We start from the raw sequence: 13,712 nt of genomic DNA, 5'->3' as shown, positions 1-13,712 counted from the left end.
TCCTGTCCCGCGAACCACCGATCGGATCAGCGGCTCAGTGGATCGTCGTACAGAGGAGAGTGCGCTCGATGGAACCCTGCGTCTTCTGCGGCATCGTCGCGGACCCCGCCCGCGCGCGGATCGTGCACGAGGACGCCCACACGCTCGCCTTCTTCCCGCTGACCCCGGCCACCTGGGGACACACCCTGGTGGTGCCGCGGGCGCACTCGGAGGACCTGTGGCAGATGGCCGAGGACGAGGTCCGGCGGCTGATGGACGCGGTGCTGACGGTCGGCAGGACACTGCGCTCGGTCCTCGCCCCGGAGGGCATGAACGTCATCAACTCGGCCGGGCGGGCCGCCACCCAGACGGTCTTCCACACCCACGTCCACCTGGTGCCGCGGCATACCGGCGACCCGATGGGCGACTTCTGGCCGCCGCGCACCGCGCCCCGGGACGAGGCGGCGCTCGACGAGCTGGCCGGGCGCGTGCGGTCCGCCGGGCTCAGCTCCAGACGGCGATGAGCACCAGGTCGGCGGCGAGCAGCGCGCCGTGGAAGAGGGCGAGGGTGTCGGAGAGGACCGCGCCGCGCAGGGGGACGTCGGCCCGGAACGGGGTGGCGTCCATGGACAGCACCTCGATCGTGCTGCCGGGGCGGCGGGCGGCGTCGTACAGCCGCCGGTACAGCCGCTCCTGACGCAGGAAGTGCGCGTCGAGGAACCAGAAGCACAGCAGCGGCACCACCCCGGTGGCCGCCACCGCCCAGCTCTTCTGGCTGGCCGACAGAGCCAGGAAGCCCGCGGCGAGGGTGAGCGACCAGCCCTTGACCAGGAACGAGTTGTTGCCCAGCCGGGTGATGGTCGCCTGGACGAACTCCAGATGCTTGACCCGGTCGGCGTCCAGCGGCTCACGGCCGGTTGCGGCCCCGGCCCCGACCCCTGCTCCGGCTCCGGTCCCGACACCGGTTCCGGCCCCGTCGTTCAAGGCTGTCACGTCGAACTCCCCCCGTCCCGGCGCGCGTTCGCCACCGCGTCGAGGCTAGCGAAAAAACGCCGAAAGGGCCGGTCGCGGTTGCGACCGGCCCCCTCGGGAAGCCTCATGACCTGCGATGGTGCACCGATCGCGGGTCCGCGGCAGCGGCCTTGGTCAGGCCTTCTTGGTCTCCCAGAAGATCTTGTCGATCTGGGCGATGTAGTCCAGCGCCTTCTGGCCCGTCGCCGGGTCGGTGGACGCCTTGGCGGCCGAGAGGGCCTTCAGGGTGTCGTTGACCAGCTGGTGCAGCTCCGGGTACTTCTCGAAGTGCGGGGGCTTGAAGTAGTCGCTCCAGAGCACCGAGACGTGGTGCTTGGCGAGCTCCGCGCGCTGCTCCTTGATGACCGTGGCACGCGCCTGGAAGTGCGGGTCGTCGTTGGCGGCCATCTTCTCCTGGACGGCCTTCACCGACTCCGCCTCGATGCGGGCCTGGGCCGGGTCGTACACACCGCAGGGCAGGTCGCAGTGCGCGCTGACCTTGACCTTGGGGGCAAACAGGCGGGAAAGCATGGAGCATTCCTTCCTCGTGATCGTCTTCTCAGGTGGGACATTACTCCCTGAGGAACCGGTTTTCGCGAGTGCCCCCTTGGGCTTAGGACAAAAGTCCGGGGTGAGACTGAGACTGGTGGAGGATCGAACCGGGGAGGTGCCGGGATGCGGGAGCCGTCGCAGGAGACCGAGCGCAGGGGTGCGCCGTTCGGGCTGGCGGAGGTGACCGGGCCGTCGATGGTCCCCACGCTGCTGCACGGGGACCGGCTCGTGGTGCACTACGGCGCCCGGATCCGCCCTGGTGACGTGATCGTCCTGCGCCATCCGTTCCAGCAGGACCTGCTGGTGGTGAAGCGGGCGGCGGAGAGCCGCGAGGGCGGCTGGTGGGTGCTCGGGGACAACGCCTTCGCGGGCGGTGACAGCACCGACTACGGCACCGTGCCGCAGGAGCTGGTGCTGGGCCGGGTCCGCTTCCGCTACCGGCCCCGCAAGCCGGGTCAGCGCTCGCCGCTGGCGGTGCTGCGCTGGGCGGTCTCCGCGGCCAGGCCGGTCTGGTGCGACCGGTCCGCCTCCAGGCGCTTGCGGGCGCGGTAGGCGGCCACGTTCGCGCGGGTGGCGCAGCGGTCGGAGCAGTAGCGCCGCGAGCGGTTGGTGGAGGTGTCCAGGTAGGCGTTGCGGCACGGGGCCGCCTCGCACAGGCCCAGGCGGTCCACGCCGTACTCGGTGAGGTGGAAGGCCAGGCCCATCGCCGCGATGGCCGCGTAGCCGGCGGTGGCGTTCGACGGGTGGTCGGCGAGGTGCATGTGCCACAGCGGGCTGCCGTCCTCGTCGCGGTGGTCGTGCCCGGAGATCTGCGGGCTGACCGGGAACTCCAGCAGCAGCGAGTTCAGCAGGTCCACCGCCAGCGTCTCGTCGCCGCCGTCGGCCGCCTCGAAGACCGCGCGCAGCCGGCCCCGGACCGAGCGGAACCGGGTGACGTCCGCGTCGGTGGCGCGCCGGGCCGCCGACTGGTTGCCGCCGAACAGGTCGCGGACGGCGTCGACGGACGTCAGCGCGTCCTTGCCCCGGGCCGGCTCCTCGCTGTTGACGAGACGTACGGCGTAATCCGAGTAATAGGCCAGTTCCACTTGTAGTCCTTACGAGGGCGCTTTATGGTCGTGGTGCGGTCGGGTAACAGACGATCGTGCTTCCAGGGTATTACGCATGCCTCGATCGGGGAGGGTGACGATGACGGACACGCAGACGACGGCGGCCGGTACCGACTGGCAGGCCTGGCAGCACAGCTGGGACCGCCAGCAGGAGTGGTACATGCCGGACCGGGAGGACCGCTTCCGGGTCATGCTCGACATGGTCGAGGCACTGGTCGGCACCGCCCCGCGCGTCCTGGACCTCGCCTGCGGCACCGGCACCATCACCGCCCGGCTCCTGGCCCGCCTCCCCGAGGCCACCAGCACCGGCGTCGACCTCGACCCGGCCCTGCTCACCATCGCCGAGGGCACCTTCGCGGGCGACGACCGGGTCACCCTGGTCACGGCCGACCTCAAGGACCCGGACTGGACGGCGAAGCTGCCGTACGAGACGTACGACGCGGTCCTCACCGCCACCGCCCTGCACTGGCTCCACAGCGAACCCCTCGCGACCCTCTACGGTCAGGTCGCGGAGCTGGTCCGCGACGGCGGTGTCTTCATGAACGCGGACCACATGATCGACGACAGCACGCCCCGGATCAACGCGGCCGAGCGCGCCCAGCGCCACGCCCGCATGGAACGCGCCCGCGCCGACGGCGCGCTCGACTGGACCCAGTGGTGGCAGGTGGCCGGCGAGGACCCGGTGCTCGCCGCCCCCACCGCCCGCCGCTTCGAGATCTACGGCGAGCACGCCGACGGCGACACGCCCTCCGCCGCCTGGCACGCCCGGGTGCTGCGCGAGAAGGGCTTCGCCGAGGCGCGCCCGGTGTGGTGCTCGCCGTCGGACACGCTGCTGCTCGCGCTGAAGTAGGGCGCACGCGCGAGGGGCGGTACGGAACCCGTCCGTACCGCCCCTCGCCGTGACTGCCGCTACAGCACCTTCGACAGGAACGCCTGCGTCCGCTCGTGCTGCGGGTCGGTCAGGACGTCGCGCGGGTTGCCGGACTCGACCACCACACCGCCGTCCATGAAGACCAGGCTGTCGCCGACCTCGCGGGCGAAGCCCATCTCGTGGGTGACGACGACCATCGTCATACCGGACTCGGCGAGGTCGCGCATGACGTCGAGGACGTCACCGACCAGCTCCGGGTCCAGCGCCGAGGTCGGCTCGTCGAACAGCATCAGCTTGGGCTCCATCGCCAGGGCACGCGCGATGGCCACCCGCTGCTGCTGGCCGCCGGAGAGCTGCGAGGGGTAGTTCCCGGCCTTGTCGGCCAGGCCCACGCGCTCCAGAAGCTGCCGCGCGTGCTCCCTCGCCTCCGTCCGGCTCTTGCCCTTGACCTGCATCGGCGCCTCGACGACGTTCTCCAGCGCGGTCATGTGCGGGAAGAGGTTGAAGCGCTGGAAGACCATGCCGATGTCCCGGCGCTTCAGCGCGACCTCGCTGTCCTTGAGCTCGTACAGCTTGTCGCCCTTCTGGCGGTAGCCGACCAGCTCGCCGTCGACGTAGAGCCGACCGGCGTTGATCTTCTCGAGGTGGTTGATGCACCGCAGGAAGGTCGACTTGCCGGAGCCGGAGGGACCGATGAGGCAGAACACCTCACCCTGCTTCACCTCCAGATCGATGCCCTTGAGGACCTCGACCGGGCCGAAGCTCTTGTGGACGCCCTCGGCCTTGACCATGGGGACGGTGGTGCTCTTCACGGGCTTGTCCGTCTTGCTGAGCTTGTCGGTCATGCGGACGCGTCTCCCTTCGGGCGGCTCAGGGACAACACGTTCGCCTTCACCTTCTGCCACGGCGTGGGCGGCAGCTGTCGGGTGGAGCCCTTGGCGTAGTAGCGCTCCAGGTAGTACTGGCCGATGCTGAAGACCGAGGTCAGCAGCAGGTACCAGGCCGCGGCGAGGAACAGCATCTCGGCCGGGGCGCCGGACGTCTGCCCGATGTCCTGGGCGGCGCGCAGCAGCTCCGGATACTGGACGACCGAGACCAGCGAGGTCGTCTTCAGCATGTTGATGACCTCGTTGCCCGTCGGCGGCACGATCACGCGCATCGCCTGCGGGATCACGATCCGGCGCAGGGTCTTGGCGTGGCTCATGCCCAGGGCGTGCGACGCCTCGGTCTGGCCCTCGTCGACCGCGAGCAGACCGGCACGGCAGATCTCCGCCATGTACGCGGCCTCGTTCAGGCCGAGGCCGAGCAGCGCGGTCAGGAACGGGGTCATGAAGTCCGACCACTCGTCCTTGTAGAACGGCCCGAGGTTGATGTACTCGAAGACCAGGCCCAGGTTGAACCAGACGATCAGCTGCACCAGGACCGGGGTGCCGCGGAAGAACCAGATGTAGAACCAGGCGATCGTCGAGGTCACCGGGTTCTTCGACAGGCGCATCACGGCGAGCAGGACGCCGCCGACGATGCCGATCGCCATGGACAGGACGGTCAGCAGGAGCGTCTTGCCGACGCCGTCCAGGATGCGGTCGTCGAAGAAGTAGTCGGGGATCGCGTCCCAGTTGATCCTGCCCTGGGAGAACGCGTAGACGACCGCGCCGAACAGCGCGAGCGCGACGACGGCGGAGACGTACCGCCCGTAGTGCCGGACCGGGATGGCCTTGATGGCTTCCGGTCCGGCCGGGGGAGTGTCGTCCGGCCCCGTCGTCTTGTCGATGTCAACAGTCACGGGTGTTGCCTTTCAGTGCCCGCAGTACGGTGGCCGCGCGGTCACTTGCCGCCGTTGACGACGGCTTCCTCGACGGCACCGTCCTCGACGCCCCACTTCGAGATGATCTTCTCGTACTCGCCGTTGGCGATGATCGCTTCCAGGGCGGCCTTGAGGGCGTCGCGCAGCTGGGTGTCGCTCTTGGCGACCGCGATGCCGTACGGCGCCGCCTCGACCTGCTCGCCGACCAGCTGGAAGTCGTTGCCGCCGCCGGAGGTCTTCACCGCGTACGCGGCGACCGGGAAGTCGGAGGAGCCGGCGTCGGCGCCGCCCGCGCGCAGGCGGGTCTGGGCCTGCTGGTCGTTGTCGAAGGCCTCGATCGTGATCTTCTCGCCCTTCGGGCACTTCTCCGACTCGGCCTTGGCGAGGTCCTCGGAGACGGTGCCGCGCTGCAGCACGATCTTCTTGCCGCACAGGTCGGACCAGGTCTTGATGCCCTGGTCGTCGCCCTTCTTGGTGTAGATCGAGACACCGGCGGTGAAGTAGTCGACGAAGTCGACGCCCTCGCCGACCTTCTTGCCGGTGTCGGAGTCGATGCCCTCCTGGCGGTCCTTGGTGTCGGTCATCGCGGACATGGCGATGTCGTAGCGACCCGAGCGCAGACCGGTGATCAGCGTGTCGAAGGTGCCGTTCTCGAACTGGAAGTCGACGCCGAGCTGCTTGCCCATGGCGGCGGCGATGTCCGGGTCGATACCGACCGTCTTGCCGGAGCTGTCCTTGAATTCGACCGGCGCGTACGCGATGTCCGAACCGACCTTGATGACGCCCTTGTCGCGGATCTCCGCGGGCAGCTTGTCGGCCAGCGGCGCCGCGGTCTTCGACGCGGTGTCCGCGGTCTCCGAGCCGCCGCCGTTCTTCGTCTGGTCACCGCAGCCGGTGAGCAGCAGGGCGCCTGCGACCGCGATCGAGCCGACCGCGGCCAGCCGGGTGCGCATGGCGGTCGTACGACGGGTGGTGCTTGCGGTCATGGTGGGTTCCTCCGGCGGATGGGTGGAGTTGCCGATGGGTCGACGAGAACACACACCTTCGGGTGTCGCGACCTCGTGTGATTACGGGCATCTTGCCATTCGGACTGAGCCATTCAGGCTGCCCGCCATGTCAAAATCGGATAACGGGTGACGCCCGAACCGCATCACTCCGGACAACACGGCCGGACCTTCTGCGGGAATGCCTCCTTCCGGCCGGAAGATCTTCGGCATGTCTCACGATATGGATGATCCAAACCGGGCTTATGCCGGTACTTGAGCGTTTGTCAAGGGTTTGTCGAGCCCTCGTCCCCATATTCGTCTATGAGTCATGTCACCGGCATGTGACCTTCGCGTTATGGACTCGTCGGCGACGCCCTTCGTCCGGTAAGAAGGTTCTTTACACCCCTCATCCGGGGCAGGGCGCGTGTGCGGCGCGCCCGTCGCGTATGTGCCCGTACGCATCTCTCACTGGGTCATACGCGGTGCCCGCCCACCCCTCACCAGGAGTGGAACCCACCCTCAAACCATGAACACCTAAGGGGTAAAACGAAGTGGCAGCGGAGATCGTCAATCCTCGCAGCGAGACCCATACGGACCAGGAGGGCGGTGCGGAGCCCCTCGACTCCATCGATCCGGCTTTCGCGCTGCACCGCGGCGGCAAGATGGCTGTGCAGGCCACCGTGCCGATCCGTGACAAGGACGACCTGTCCCTGGCTTACACGCCCGGCGTCGCGAAGGTGTGCACCGCGATCGCCGAGCAGCCGGACCTCGTCCACGACTACACCTGGAAGTCGTCGGTCGTGGCCGTCGTGACGGACGGTACGGCCGTGCTCGGGCTCGGCGACATCGGACCCGAGGCCTCCCTTCCGGTCATGGAAGGCAAGGCCATCCTCTTCAAGCAGTTCGGCGGCGTCGACGCCGTGCCGATCGCGCTGGCCTGCACCGACGTCGACGAGATCGTCGAGACCGTGGTGCGGCTCGCGCCGTCCTTCGGCGGCGTGAACCTGGAGGACATCTCGGCGCCCCGGTGCTTCGAGATCGAGCGCCGGCTCCAGGAGCGCCTGGACATCCCGATCTTCCACGACGACCAGCACGGCACCGCCGTCGTCACGCTGGCCGCGCTGCGCAACGCCGCGCGCCTCAGCCGGCGGGAGATCGGCCAGCTGCGGGCGGTCATCTCGGGCGCCGGCGCGGCCGGTGTCGCCATCGCCAGGATGCTGATCGAAGCCGGCATCGGGGACGTGGCGGTCGCCGACCGCAAGGGTGTCGTGTCGGCCGACCGGGACGACCTGACCTCGGTCAAGCGGGAGCTGGCCTCCTTCACCAACAAGGCGGGCCTCACCGGCTCCCTGGAGGACGCGCTGGCCGGCGCCGACGTCTTCATCGGCGTCTCCGGCGGCACCGTCTCGGAGGAGGCCGTCGCCTCCATGGCCGAGGGCGCGTTCGTGTTCGCCATGGCCAACCCGAACCCCGAGGTGCACCCCGAGGTCGCGCACAAGTACGCGGCGGTCGTGGCCACCGGCCGGTCGGACTTCCCGAACCAGATCAACAACGTGCTGGCGTTCCCCGGCATCTTCGCCGGGGCGCTCCAGGTGCGGGCCTCCCGGATCACCGAGGGCATGAAGATCGCGGCGGCGGAGGCGCTGGCCGCGGTGGTCGGGGACGACCTCGCTCCCGACTACGTCATCCCCTCGCCGTTCGACGAGCGCGTCGCCCCGGCCGTGACGGCGGCGGTGGCCGCGGCGGCTCGGGCGGAGGGCGTCGCCCGCCGGTGACGCACACCGAGCCGGCCGGGACCGGAGTCCGGCCCCGGTCCGGTCCAGAGCGTTGACCCGAATGACCCCGCCCGTTCGGGCGGGGTCATTCGGCTGCGGGGGGCTGGGCTGTTCGGGGGGTGGGTTGCGCCGGTCGGGGGAGGGCGGGCGGTGGTCGGGGTTTCGTAGGTGTGGGGGTGTGTCGACCCGGTGGTGGCCGGGTCGAGGTGGGTGCGGTCAGCCGTGCCGCTCGGGCGGTGGTCGGGTTCCCGCGGGTGCTCCGACGGGGCGTACGGTCGGTGGAGACGCTGGCAAGAGGGTGTGTCTCACAGTCCGACACGGTTCCGCCCGCCCCTACGGCCCCCTATCGTCGCCCCCATGTTCGCTGTCTACGCCGCCCGAATCGACCGCGACCGGCCGCTCGACGGACTGGAGTTGGGGGAGCGTCCCGCCCCCGAGGCCCGTCCCGGCTGGAGTGTCGTCAACGTCAAGGCCGCCTCCCTCAACCACCACGACCTCTGGTCCCTCCGCGGCGTCGGCCTCCCCGAGGACCGGCTCCCGATGATCCTCGGCTGTGACGCCGCCGGAATCGACGAGGACGGCAACGAGGTCGTCCTGCACTCCGTCATCGGCCAGACCGGCCACGGCGTCGGCCCGAAGGAGCCCCGCTCCATCCTGACCGAGCGCTACCAGGGCACCTTCGCCGAGCAGGTCGCCGTGCCCGCCTGGAACATCCTGCCCAAGCCCAAGGAGCTCTCCTTCGAGGAGGCCGCCTGTCTGCCGACCGCCTGGCTGACCGCCTACCGGATGCTCTTCACCAACGCCGGGGTGCGCCCCGGTGACTCGGTGCTCGTGCAGGGCGCGGGCGGCGGTGTCGCCACCGCCGCGATCGTGCTGGGCAAGGCGGCCGGGCTGCGGGTCTTCGCCACCAGCCGGGACGAGGCCAAGCGGAAGCGGGCGCTGGAGCTCGGTGCCGTGGAGGCGCTGGAGTCGGGCGCGCGACTGCCGCAGCGGGTGGACGCGGTGATCGAGACGGTCGGCGCGGCGACGTGGTCCCACTCGGTGAAGTCGCTGCGGCCCGGCGGCACGCTGGTGATCTCCGGTGCCACCAGTGGTGACCGGCCCTCGCACGCGGAGCTGACGCGCATCTTCTTCCTGGAGCTCAAGGTCGTCGGCTCGACCATGGGGACCAAGGACGAGCTGGAGGACCTGCTGTCGTTCTGCGCGGCCACGGGTGTGCGGCCGGTGATCGACGAGGTGCTGCCGATGGAGCAGGCTCGCACGGGCTTCGAGCGGCTGGCGGCGGGGGACCAGTTCGGCAAGATCGTGCTCACCAACTCCTGAGTTGTGCGGGCGGTTCGCCCGTGGATGACGACGGCACTCGACAACGGCCGGTCCGGTTCTTCCGGGCCGGCCGTTTCCGTATGCCGCTGTGCTGCCGCTGTGCTGCCGTCGCGTTGCCGTCGCGCGGGCTATGTCAACCAAGGTTGACGCTTGGGGGATGTCAACGTAAGTTGACGTCATGACCGAAGCAACGGATCTCGCCGAGCGCGCGGGCGACCGCGATCCACGGGTCGGGCTGCGGGCCGTCGCCGCGCTGCGCCGGCTGCTGGAGCAGTTGGAAGCCGTCCAGGTGCGCAGCGCGCGCCATCAGGGCTGGTCGTGGCAGGAGATCGCCGCGGAACTCGGTGTGAGCAGGCAGGCCGTCCACAAGAAGTACGGGAGGCGATGATGTTCGAACGGTTCACCAAGGACGCTCGTGAGGTGGTGAAGGGGGCCTTCGCCCACGCCGAGCACGAGCGGGCGAGCACCGTCGACGCCGGCCATCTGCTGCTCGCGCTGCTCGACCGCGAGGCGAGCCGGGCCTCCTTCGCGCTGGCCGCGCTGGGCGCGGATCGGCGCCGGGCCTCAGTGACCCGGGCGCTGGACGAGGCCCGGCGCCGGGCCGGACTCTCCCAGGCGGACACCGAGGCGCTGGCCGGGCTGGGGATCGACGTGGCGGAGATCGTCGCCCGGGTGGAGGAGGTGCACGGCGCGGGTGCGATGTCCGAGGGCCCCAGGGACACGGCGAGGCGCGGCAGGCGCCCCTCCTTCGGCCGGGACGCCAAGGACGTGCTGGAGAAGTCCCTGCGCATCGCCCTGGCCCGACATGACCGCACCATCGGCGACCAGCACCTCCTGCTCGCCCTCACCGCTCGCCCGGGTGTCGCCGCGGAGGTTTTGGCGGACCACGGCGTCACCTACGAGTCGGTGACGCGGGTACTGGACGGCGGGGGAGCGGGAGGCGTGGCCAAGGCGGGGTGAGGGTGCCCGCCCGCGCCGACCCCCGCCCCTACGCCTTGGGTGTGCGGAGCAGTGCGGTGATCCGGGAGGCCGCTGTCGAGAGGTGATGGCGGGCCTCGTGGAGTTGGGCGGGGGTGACTCCGTGGTCGCGGGCTGTGTCGCGGATGTCGTCGCGGAAGCGGTCGAGGAGGCGGTCGAGGTCGCGGGCCGGGTCTCCGGTGGGGTCCTCGTGGGCCCAGGCGGGTTCGACGTCGGCCGGGAAGTCCGCGGGGGTGGAGGAGTACTCGTGGTCGGGGCCGTTGCCCCGGCGCTTGCCGTTGTCCGTGCCGAACTGACCGAACTCCTTGGCCAGTTCCGTCAGGCCCTCGCGCAGGCCCGTCGGCCAGTCGCCGCGCTGGAAGTGGTCCTGCACCTGCTCCTGGACCCGCCGGGCGATGCGCTGCACCTCTTCCTGGGCCTGCGCCCGTGCCTGGTCCTGGGCCTCCTTGGCCTGGCGGCGGGCGCGCTGGGCCTCCTCGCGGGCCCGGCGGCTCTCGTCCTTGGCGCGGCGGGCCTGCTCCTTCCACTCCTGCTTGACGCGCCGCAGCTCCTCCTTGGCCGCGCGCCAGGCCTCCTTGTCCCCGCCGGCTTCCGAGGAGTCCGCCGAGCCGTGCTCCTGCCGGGCCTGGCTCGCCGCGGCGGCCCGCATCTCGCGCCGCAGGTCACCGGCGGCGCCCCGCACATCGGCCCGGATCTCCGCGGCCAGCTCGGCGACGGACTCCCGGATCTCCAGCTCCAGGTCGGCCAGTTCACCGCTGCGGTCGGCCAGTTCGGCGCGGCCGGCGTCCGTGATGGCGTACACCTTGCGGCCGCCCTCGGTGGTGTGGGTGACCAGGCCCTCGCTCTCCAGCTTGGCCAGGCGCGGGTACACCGTGCCCGCCGACGGCGCGTACAGCCCCTGGAAGCGTTCCTCCAGGAGGCGGATCACCTCGTAGCCGTGGCGCGGGGCCTCGTCGAGCAGCTTGAGCAGGTAGAGGCGGAGGCGGCCATGGGCGAAGACGGGCGGCATGTCAGAGCACCTTCTTGTCGGTCGTGCCGTCGGCCGGGGCGGCAGCGGCATTGTCTCCTGGGCCGTCCTGCGGTTCCGCCGCGTCCCACCGCTCCTCCGGCGGCCGGCGCAGCAGGGCGATGGAGCCGGAGACGGTCGTCGCCTTCAGCCGGCCGTTGCCCTCGCCGAGGCGGCCGGTGATGCGCTTGGCGCCCCACTGGCCGGTGACCCGCAGATCCTCGAAGGCGTTGGAGACGCTTCCGCTGGCGGTGTTCGCCTCCACCCGCGCGTCCGCCGGCTGCGGCAGACGGATCGCGATCTCGCCGGAGACGCTGGTGAGGCCGATGTCGGTGGGGCTGCCTCCCGGATTGAGGTCGACGATCATCGAGCCGCTGACCGAGTCGGCCTTCACGGACGAGCCCGCCTCGACGACGGTCAGGTCCCCGGAGACCGAGTTGAACCGCAGGTCGCCGCCGAGCGCCTGGGCCTCCACATTGCCCGAGACGGTGTCCGCGCGGACCGGCCCGGTGAGGCCGACCAGCGTCGTGTCCCCGAAGGCGCCCCGCACGTCCACCGGCCCCGTGACGCCGGAGACCATCGCGGAGGCGCCGACCACGCCCACCTCGACGCGGGTGTTCGCGGGGACGGCCAGCGAGACCACGGCGCTGCGCCGGCGCCCCTTGGGGTCCAGCCACTTGAGGAAGCCCTTCCAGGGCAGGTCGTCGTAGGCCACCGTCAGCGTGCCGTCCTGCTCGGTGACGGTCAGGGGCGGCCCTTCGAGCTGGGAGATCTCCAGGCGGGCGGAGCCCTCGTCGGTGCCCACCACGTTCACCGTGCCATTGACGATGCGGACGCGGAGTTCGCTCGGGGGCGCGTCGAAGACGAGCTTCCTCGGCTCCGCGACGGACCACTCTGACATGGTGCAGACCTCCTCGACGACCCACCCCGACGCGCCATATCGCGTCTTCCGCAATTCACGATATATCGCGGCCTCGGAAAGTCAAGACACTCTTTCCGGCGATCACGGATCACCCGAACCGGACAAAGTGCCCTAGCGTGTGATCATGCCGACGGACAACTCCCCGGTCGGCCCCCGTGCCGGTGCCACCGCCCCGGGCGCCCTGCTGCTCTGCCGGGCGGAGCCCGCGTCCGTCGCCTCCGCCGCCCGCCTGCTGCGCGAGCCCATGCTGCTCACCGGCGCAGGGGAGCGGTGGAGTGTGCTCGTGCCGGAGGGAAGGCCCTGGCGGGACGCCGGCGAGCCGGTCGACCGCGTCGCGGGCGGTTGGGCCGCCGCCCTCGCCGTCGGCGCTCCCTGGCCCGTCCTCGCCCTGTGGTGGGACCCCGACCGGGCGGGGTTCACGCTGGCCGCCGGCTTCCGCCGTCCCGTCGGCTACGTGTGGCTCGCGAACGGCGTCGCGGCCGGTGAGGACGAGGCCATGCGCACCTTCGCCGCCCGCCTCGGCCTGGACCCGGTCCTCGACATGCAGTCCCTTGACCGGCTGACGCGGCCCGACGACGCGGCGGACGGCCGCACCCGCATCCGTGGCCTGCTGGCGGTCCTCACGCGCGTGGGCGTCGCCCTGCCCGGCGGTCTCGTCCCCGGTGATCCCGCCGCCCGCCTCGTCGAAGCGGCCGAGAGCGCCCCGGACGTCCGGCGGATCGACCGGCCCGGGTGGCGCGAGGCGGTCCGCACGGAACTGGACGTCGTCGAGAACGGTCTCCAGGACCGTCTCCTGGGCCCCTTCCTGCCCTGGACGGGCGGCCCGAGGGCCCGTGCCCTGTCCCTCGCCCAGATCGCCGCCGGCCTCCCCCTCACCGCGTGGGGCCTGCACCGCCGCAGCGCCGGCCGGCTGGTCGCGGGCACCCTTCTCCTGGCCCACGGCACACTCGGCCTGGGCTACGGCCTGGCCCACCCACGCGACTGACGACGCACCACGACCGACGACAGACGGGCACACCAACGGCCACCCACGACAACCGGCGGCCACCCGCGTCGACCCCGTCACCCACGACAACCAGCGGCCGTCCACGTCGACCACCACGGCGACCCGCCCGCCGACGGAAAACGGGGCGCCCCAGGCGCCCCGCTCACCGGCCCTCCCGACGCAGGGGAAGGCACCGCCGCTCTACTCGTCGTCGTCCTCGTCGTCCAGCCGCGCCAGCCACGTCGCCAGACGCTCCACCGGCACCTCGAAGTCCGGGTTGAGATCGACGAACGTCCGCAGCTGCTCGGCGAGCCACTCGAAGGTGACCTCCTCCTCGCCGCGCCGCTTCTCGAGTTCCTCGATGCCTCGGTCGGTGAAGTACACGGGTGCTCTCCTGGGGATGGGGCCCGGCCC

Annotated in this window: 17 protein-coding genes; 8 read left to right on the top strand and 9 right to left on the bottom strand. The window is 71.0% G+C overall.

The window, feature by feature from the left end:
- Window positions 1-68: 68 nt before the first annotated feature.
- A complete protein-coding gene (locus ABT232_RS06370) occupies window positions 69-503 on the top strand; it encodes an HIT family protein (protein WP_351836670.1) in 435 nt (144 codons plus the stop codon).
- Here ABT232_RS06370 and ABT232_RS06365 read toward each other — a convergent pair.
- Both ABT232_RS06365 and sodN read right to left on the bottom strand, forming a co-directional pair.
- The gene (locus ABT232_RS06365) at window positions 484-972 is read right to left on the bottom strand and encodes a hypothetical protein (protein ID WP_351836667.1); all 489 of its coding nucleotides are present in this window, start codon (window positions 970-972) and stop codon (window positions 484-486) included. The genes ABT232_RS06370 and ABT232_RS06365 overlap by 20 nt on opposite strands.
- 153 nt (window positions 973-1,125) lie before the next feature.
- Window positions 1,126-1,521: a superoxide dismutase, Ni gene (sodN, locus tag ABT232_RS06360; RefSeq protein WP_020136639.1), complete on the bottom strand. Its 396-nt coding sequence runs from the start codon at window positions 1,519-1,521 to the stop codon at window positions 1,126-1,128.
- A gap of 144 nt (window positions 1,522-1,665) precedes the next feature.
- Here sodN and sodX point away from each other — a divergent pair, with 144 nt between their 5' ends.
- Entirely contained in the window at window positions 1,666-2,094 is a 429-nt protein-coding gene (gene sodX / locus ABT232_RS06355) for a nickel-type superoxide dismutase maturation protease (protein ID WP_351836663.1), read from the top strand.
- Here sodX and ABT232_RS06350 read toward each other — a convergent pair.
- On the bottom strand, window positions 1,998-2,627 hold the full coding sequence (locus tag ABT232_RS06350) for a CGNR zinc finger domain-containing protein (RefSeq protein WP_351836660.1): 630 nt from the start codon (window positions 2,625-2,627) through the stop codon (window positions 1,998-2,000). The two genes, sodX and ABT232_RS06350, sit on opposite strands and share 97 nt — an antisense overlap.
- A 100-nt stretch (window positions 2,628-2,727) precedes the next feature.
- Here ABT232_RS06350 and ABT232_RS06345 point away from each other — a divergent pair, with 100 nt between their 5' ends.
- Window positions 2,728-3,498 carry a class I SAM-dependent methyltransferase gene (locus tag ABT232_RS06345; RefSeq protein ID WP_351836658.1) on the top strand — a complete coding sequence of 257 codons (771 nt, stop codon included), beginning with the start codon at window positions 2,728-2,730 and terminating at the stop codon, window positions 3,496-3,498.
- Window positions 3,499-3,557: 59 nt separating this feature from the next.
- Here ABT232_RS06345 and ABT232_RS06340 read toward each other — a convergent pair whose 3' ends face one another.
- The 3 genes from ABT232_RS06340 to ABT232_RS06330 are packed head-to-tail and all read right to left on the bottom strand — an operon-like array spanning window position 3,558 to window position 6,309.
- On the bottom strand, window positions 3,558-4,364 hold the full coding sequence (locus tag ABT232_RS06340) for an amino acid ABC transporter ATP-binding protein (RefSeq protein ID WP_351836656.1): 807 nt from the start codon (window positions 4,362-4,364) through the stop codon (window positions 3,558-3,560).
- Entirely contained in the window at window positions 4,361-5,302 is a 942-nt protein-coding gene (locus ABT232_RS06335) for an amino acid ABC transporter permease (RefSeq protein ID WP_351836653.1), read from the bottom strand. Before ABT232_RS06335 ends, ABT232_RS06340 begins: the two co-directional genes overlap by 4 nt.
- Window positions 5,303-5,343: 41 nt before the next feature.
- On the bottom strand, window positions 5,344-6,309 hold the full coding sequence (locus tag ABT232_RS06330; protein WP_351836650.1) for an ABC transporter substrate-binding protein: 966 nt from the start codon (window positions 6,307-6,309) through the stop codon (window positions 5,344-5,346).
- Between the two features lie 551 nt (window positions 6,310-6,860).
- On the opposite strand from ABT232_RS06330, the gene ABT232_RS06325 reads away from it, so the two are divergent.
- The 4 genes from ABT232_RS06325 to ABT232_RS06310 all read left to right on the top strand — a co-directional run bounded on the left by ABT232_RS06325 (window position 6,861) and on the right by ABT232_RS06310 (window position 10,367).
- Window positions 6,861-8,084 carry an NAD(P)-dependent malic enzyme gene (locus ABT232_RS06325; RefSeq protein WP_351836648.1) on the top strand — a complete coding sequence of 408 codons (1,224 nt, stop codon included), beginning with the start codon at window positions 6,861-6,863 and terminating at the stop codon, window positions 8,082-8,084.
- 357 nt (window positions 8,085-8,441) lie between these two features.
- The gene (locus ABT232_RS06320) at window positions 8,442-9,407 is read left to right on the top strand and encodes a zinc-binding dehydrogenase (protein ID WP_351836646.1); all 966 of its coding nucleotides are present in this window, start codon (window positions 8,442-8,444) and stop codon (window positions 9,405-9,407) included.
- Between the two features lie 178 nt (window positions 9,408-9,585).
- Complete coding sequence (locus ABT232_RS06315) at window positions 9,586-9,795, top strand: helix-turn-helix domain-containing protein (RefSeq protein ID WP_351836644.1); 210 nt, start codon at window positions 9,586-9,588, stop codon at window positions 9,793-9,795.
- Window positions 9,795-10,367: a Clp protease N-terminal domain-containing protein gene (locus ABT232_RS06310; RefSeq protein WP_351836907.1), complete on the top strand. Its 573-nt coding sequence runs from the start codon at window positions 9,795-9,797 to the stop codon at window positions 10,365-10,367. The genes ABT232_RS06315 and ABT232_RS06310 overlap by 1 nt, the downstream gene beginning before the upstream one ends.
- Before the next feature lie 28 nt (window positions 10,368-10,395).
- Here ABT232_RS06310 and ABT232_RS06305 read toward each other — a convergent pair whose 3' ends face one another.
- Both ABT232_RS06305 and ABT232_RS06300 read right to left on the bottom strand, forming a co-directional pair.
- A complete protein-coding gene (locus ABT232_RS06305; protein WP_351836642.1) occupies window positions 10,396-11,394 on the bottom strand; it encodes a PadR family transcriptional regulator in 999 nt (332 codons plus the stop codon).
- 1 nt (window position 11,395) lies between these two features.
- Window positions 11,396-12,292 carry a DUF4097 family beta strand repeat-containing protein gene (locus ABT232_RS06300; protein WP_351836640.1) on the bottom strand — a complete coding sequence of 299 codons (897 nt, stop codon included), beginning with the start codon at window positions 12,290-12,292 and terminating at the stop codon, window positions 11,396-11,398.
- A 145-nt stretch (window positions 12,293-12,437) separates the two neighbouring features.
- Between ABT232_RS06300 and ABT232_RS06295 the strand changes: the two genes are divergently transcribed.
- Window positions 12,438-13,298, top strand: a complete 861-nt coding sequence (locus tag ABT232_RS06295; RefSeq protein ID WP_351836637.1) for a hypothetical protein — start codon at window positions 12,438-12,440, stop codon at window positions 13,296-13,298.
- A 201-nt stretch (window positions 13,299-13,499) separates the two neighbouring features.
- On the opposite strand, the gene ABT232_RS06290 is transcribed toward ABT232_RS06295, so the two are convergent.
- Window positions 13,500-13,682, bottom strand: a complete 183-nt coding sequence (locus ABT232_RS06290; protein WP_019075209.1) for a DUF6104 family protein — start codon at window positions 13,680-13,682, stop codon at window positions 13,500-13,502.
- Between the last annotated feature and the right edge of the window lie 30 nt (window positions 13,683-13,712).

This window comes from Streptomyces sp. NPDC001532 (assembly GCF_040298625.1).
Classification (GTDB): Bacteria; Actinomycetota; Actinomycetes; order Streptomycetales; family Streptomycetaceae; genus Streptomyces.
The sequence above is the reverse complement of the archived record's forward strand: the minus strand, read 5'-3'. Positions and strand labels throughout refer to the sequence as shown.